The sequence below is a fragment of the Tropicimonas sp. IMCC6043 genome (genome assembly GCF_004146235.1).
Lineage (GTDB): Bacteria > Pseudomonadota > Alphaproteobacteria > Rhodobacterales > Rhodobacteraceae > Tropicimonas.
On record NZ_SELO01000098.1, the window covers coordinates 1 to 3,719 of the forward strand.

Genomic DNA, 3,719 nt, shown 5'->3' on the forward strand with positions numbered 1-3,719 from the left:
GAATGATCGGCGCAACCGAAAGGGCCGCCCGCGACAATGCCAGCCCCGCCGATGGTGGTCGAAAATGCGACCTGCAACTGGACCGCCATGAAGGCGCCGCTGGACAGACCGGAGACGGTCGTTGCCTTGGGGTCAAGGTTCAAGGTTGGCAGCGGATCTGCGGCGGCGGCGTTCGTGAGAAGGAGGCATGCAAATGAAAGTCTCCGGATTGTGTTCATTGCTTGAGTGCTCTCGTGCAATCGAACGCGCTCGATTGCGCGTCTCGAGATTTGAATTAGCAGTCACTGGCTTACCTTACCGGAGCTTCCCGTTCTGGGCTAAGGCGCCACGTGTCATCAGCTTTTCAGAAGGCAAATATGGTAGGGTGGCGATGCGTCGTTGTGCACATAGTGGTAAGTAACCCGCATTCGATGGACGAAGCCAACCGATCGCGTTGGTCACGGGAAGGTACGCGACGAGGCTTTCGCAGGAACCAAACGGACGGTCCGTGCCTTCCTTGACCGCGGCTGTTGCTGCCAACAGGCGTTCGGTTCTTGATTGTCCGGCTTGGGGAGGACTCTGGATGCCAGGGAGGCCGCTGCAGCGCGAAGACGTGATGGTCGCGCTCGGCTACGGCAGGCCAGACATGGTCAGACGCCGTGCAGTTCTCCGTGAGACGTTGAAGCGGTTTATCTCCGCCGAACCACCAGACAAGTATCGGGCAATGGCAACGCTGAACCTTGCACGCTGGCGTGAAGAGGCCAAAGGGCCAGATCCCGAAGGCGAGGTGAGAGTCCTTTCCGGCGACTGGGGCGACGTTACCCTCCAGCTGACGAAAGAATTTGGAGTTTGTTTTGCCGCCCTCAACATGGCGAACGCCTATGTCCCCGGTGGCGGCTATGTGGAAGGTATGGTGGCCCAGGAAGAGAACATGTACCGGCGGACGGATTGTCATTTCCATATTGGGCCCGAGGAATACGATGAGGCACGCGATCTGTATTTTCCGGAAATGACTCAACTGCTGCAGGCGGTCGAAGGACGGGTATATCTGGACACAGCGCGGCCAAGGGTCTGTTTGCGAGGGGCGGAAGACCGCAGCCAAAGTGACCTGGGCTACGCTTGGCTTCCAGACAACCTTGTGTTTCCGTTCTTCGAACTGCGCGCGTCCGCCCAGGACCTCCGCGATGGTTCTCATTTCGATCCTGCTGAGGCGCGAAATCGCATCGCGGCACAACTTGACACATTGCGTAATGCCCACGTCCGGCACGTGGTTCTGGGTGCATTTGGATGTGGAGCCTTCCAGAATCCGCCAAGCGAAGTCGCGCGTCTTTACAGAAAGGAAATTGACCGGCGCCGCAATGACTTCGCCTTGATTGCCTTTGCCATCTTTTCGGCTGGATATGGGCCGGACAACTACCGCACCTTTGCGGCGGAACTCGGCTAACGAAGCTTCCTTCCTGAATTCGGGTGGTAGCAGAACGGGTCCGCGAGCTGGGGCGGTGACGGAACGCTTTGATCTGACCTTCTTTGGGATCGAAGTCGATCTCGGAAATGAGGATGGACCCGCGCTCGTATCGCTGAGAGATCAGTTCGAACAGCAGCTCGGCGCCGCGATGGGTGCTGGCCTTGCGATGGCCATCTTTTGAGTTGCATCTGAAGAACATGTAACTTGGCTTTGCTGGCGCCTCGGCTCCCATTTTGCGGGACGGATCGCCTCCGCTACGGCCGTGATCGCCTCGAAGGCGTCACGCGCTGCGCCGATGCTTGTAGAATCAGTCATACGGGGGGCGATGATGGAACCTAGACGCATCGAAATCGAGACAGACCGGGTCCTTTTGCACCAGGCGGAACACTATGGAATCATCGACCTCGGTTCAAACTCGATCCGCCTTGTGGTCTACGACAACTTGGGACGCGCGCCGTTTCCACGCTTCAACGAGAAGTCCCTTGTCGCTCTCGGTGCCGGACTAGATGAAGAGGGTCGCTTCACCAAAGAGGCGATTGATGGAGCACTTGCCGCGATCCGCCGCTTTGATGCCATCGCAAAGGCCATGGACGTGCCCCGTGTTGATGTTCTCGCCACAGAAGCAACCCGGAAAGCGAAGAACGGTGACAAACTTGTAAATGCCATCCATAGTGAGACCGGGCTCGAGCCACGCATCATTACCGGTGAAGACGAGGCATACTATTCGACCGTCGGAGTGATCTCAGGGTTCTTCCAGCCGAGGGGACTGGTCGGCGACATCGGCGGCGGCAGCCTGGAAGTCGCTGAAGTTCTGGGTGATCAAGTCGGTGACCGTCGCGCAAGCATGCCCCTTGGTGCACTGCCGGTAAAGGCAATGCTTGAAAATGGGATCGACGATGCCAAGAAAGCCGTTGATGGCGTTCTCGAAGGTGCGTTGCCACCAATGCTTACGGGGCCAGTCTTCTACGCGGTGGGCGGAGGATGGCGGGCTTTGGCACGTGTCCATATAGCCATGAACGACTATCCGATCTCAGTTCCTCATGGCTATGAGTTACCGGCTAAGGAGCTCTCGTCACTCGCGAAGTCCATTGCAAAGATGTCGACCGAAGAGATTGCAGCACTTCCCGATGTGCCCGGTCGCCGAGTGGAAACGCTGGCAGCATCGGCGCTTGTGCTTTGGCGGGTATTCCGCAGATTGAAGCCGGACCGGGCAATCTTTTCAGCTTTCGGCCTTCGCGAAGGATGGCTTTTTAGTCAGCTAAGTGAAGAAGAACAGTACCGGGACCCTCTTCTCGAAGGCGCTCTGGCGATCGGCCTGCCCGTGGCCAGAGTGCCGCGATTTAGCGAGGCGTTGGGTCGGTGGACAGACGAACTTTTCCCGGGCGAGACACAAAGTGATCGTCGTATCAGGCTTTCGGTTTGTGCCCTGACTGATATCGCATGGAGAGATCATCAGAAGGTTCGGGCTTCGGACAGCTTTCTTCGCCTTCTGGAGTTCCCCTTCATCGGTATTAGCCATGCGGAACGGGCTTTTCTAGCAGTTGCCGTCATGGCTCGATACGGCGGCAAGGTCGACGGCCCGGTTAAGGAGCGCGTCGGTAAGCTCTTATCGCGAAGTGATCTAGTGCGTGCCGAAATCTTGGGGCGGGCCCTTCTTCTTGGTCATAGATTTTCGGCGAGCGTTCCCGAGATACTGGAGCAATCTCGCTTGAAGATCGAAGCAGACGCGGTTCGGCTCGAGGTCAAGGAAGAGGCGAGCGTTCCGGACAGTGATGCCGTGCAAAGCAGGATTCGACAACTCGCGAAAGTGGCTGGCATTGAAGGGGCTGAATTCATTTCAGAGTAGGCTCTGAATCAAGCAAGTCGTGGATGCTTGGACTGTCGTCAGCGGTACCTGGTGCGAAACGGTTGCTTTTGAACAGCGGTTAGGTCAGACGCCAGCAATCGACCGATTCCCGCGACCTCGCTCGAAACCCGGCTACGCTAATGCCTATCCCGGAACAAAGCCGTTGGTGGGGTGGGGTGACTGCGCAATCCTGCCGTTCACGCTGTGTGAGCGCTTCGCAGGTGCAGCATCATCCCTTGAACCGGAAGCCGCCGTTTGAGGTTGGCGCGGCGATTGGCGGTTAAGAGCCAAAGCACTTTTTTGACAAGCATTAACCGGACATTCAGGAATATTATCAAATTTCTCCGTTCCTGGCTGCTTGGAAGGCTGCCGCGATTCCGGGATCGTCTTCTGAACGTGTCTGCGGAAGATCGCCGTCAATCTTGACCC

At 57.5% G+C, this 3,719-nt stretch carries 3 protein-coding genes and 2 pseudogenes; 2 read left to right on the forward strand and 3 right to left on the reverse strand.

Annotated elements, in window-relative coordinates; translation table 11 throughout:
- Positions 1 to 218, reverse strand: a pseudogene (locus EU800_RS27365) (hypothetical protein); the annotation flags it as partial.
- Between the two features lie 344 nt (positions 219 to 562).
- Here EU800_RS27365 and EU800_RS25750 point away from each other — a divergent pair.
- On the forward strand, positions 563 to 1,423 hold the full coding sequence (locus EU800_RS25750) for a poly(ADP-ribose) glycohydrolase domain-containing protein (protein ID WP_129636312.1): 861 nt from the start codon (positions 563 to 565) through the stop codon (positions 1,421 to 1,423).
- 88 nt (positions 1,424 to 1,511) lie between these two features.
- Here the strand turns inward: EU800_RS25750 and EU800_RS27370 are convergent.
- A pseudogene (locus EU800_RS27370) lies at positions 1,512 to 1,589 on the reverse strand (ATP-binding protein); the annotation flags it as partial.
- A gap of 183 nt (positions 1,590 to 1,772) precedes the next feature.
- On the opposite strand from EU800_RS27370, the gene EU800_RS25760 reads away from it, so the two are divergent.
- On the forward strand, positions 1,773 to 3,290 hold the full coding sequence (locus EU800_RS25760; RefSeq protein ID WP_165354856.1) for a Ppx/GppA phosphatase family protein: 1,518 nt from the start codon (positions 1,773 to 1,775) through the stop codon (positions 3,288 to 3,290).
- 144 nt (positions 3,291 to 3,434) lie between these two features.
- Here EU800_RS25760 and EU800_RS27375 read toward each other — a convergent pair.
- A partial coding sequence (locus EU800_RS27375; protein WP_207210019.1) for a hypothetical protein occupies positions 3,435 to 3,719 on the reverse strand: 285 nt, incomplete at its 5' end.

Excerpts from the sequence above, each read along its gene's own strand:
- EU800_RS25750 (WP_129636312.1), top strand. The coding sequence starts at position 563 with ATGCCAGGGAGGCCGCTGCAGCGCGAAGACGTGATGGTCGCGCTCGGC.
- EU800_RS25760 (WP_165354856.1), top strand. The coding sequence starts at position 1,773 with ATGGAACCTAGACGCATCGAAATCGAGACAGACCGGGTCCTTTTGCAC.